Genomic DNA, 536 nt, shown 5'->3' with positions numbered 1-536 from the left:
ATTTCGAGCTGACGGAGACCATCTTSCGCAAGTCCCGCATAGCCGTACGCTACACCCAAGATTATGTGGGCAAATGCAAAGTTCGGGTTGCGCTGCAATGCCTCGTTCAGTTCCTCCACCGCCGGCCCAAGTCGTCTCGAAAACGAGTATACGTAACCTGCCGCAAAATGGGCCCACGGGTCGTCGGGATCAAGATCTATCGCACCCTGGGCAAAGGCGAGGCCATCGGATATGCCTCGCTCAAACTCCAATTTACCGGTGACTGCACGGGTGGCGAAGGCCCACGCGAGTAGGCTGCGGGCGCGTGCATAGTCGGGATCAAGCTCAATCGCTCGCTTCAGCAGGTTGATGCCGGTGTCCTCGTCTTGAATAACCCATGTCCAGATGTAAGGCATTGCTCGTACAACGCAGCCCCACGCATCGAGACTCTCCGGCGCCTTACTTTGAAGGCGAAGGCGTTCAGCTGCGTAAATCTGCGGCTCTATCGCCGCAACAACGCTGGCGGTGATCTCGTCTTGTAGCGCGAAAATCTCGGT

The 536-nt window shown here is 57.2% G+C and carries 1 pseudogene; it reads right to left on the bottom strand.

What is annotated here, in order from left to right:
* Positions 1-536: pseudogene (locus tag AC1DZP_RS36355) on the bottom strand (hypothetical protein); the annotation flags it as partial.

The organism is Mesorhizobium sp. P2_F8, from assembly GCF_056403655.1.
Note: the sequence above shows the minus strand (reverse complement) of the source record. Positions and strands in the feature narration are given on the sequence as shown.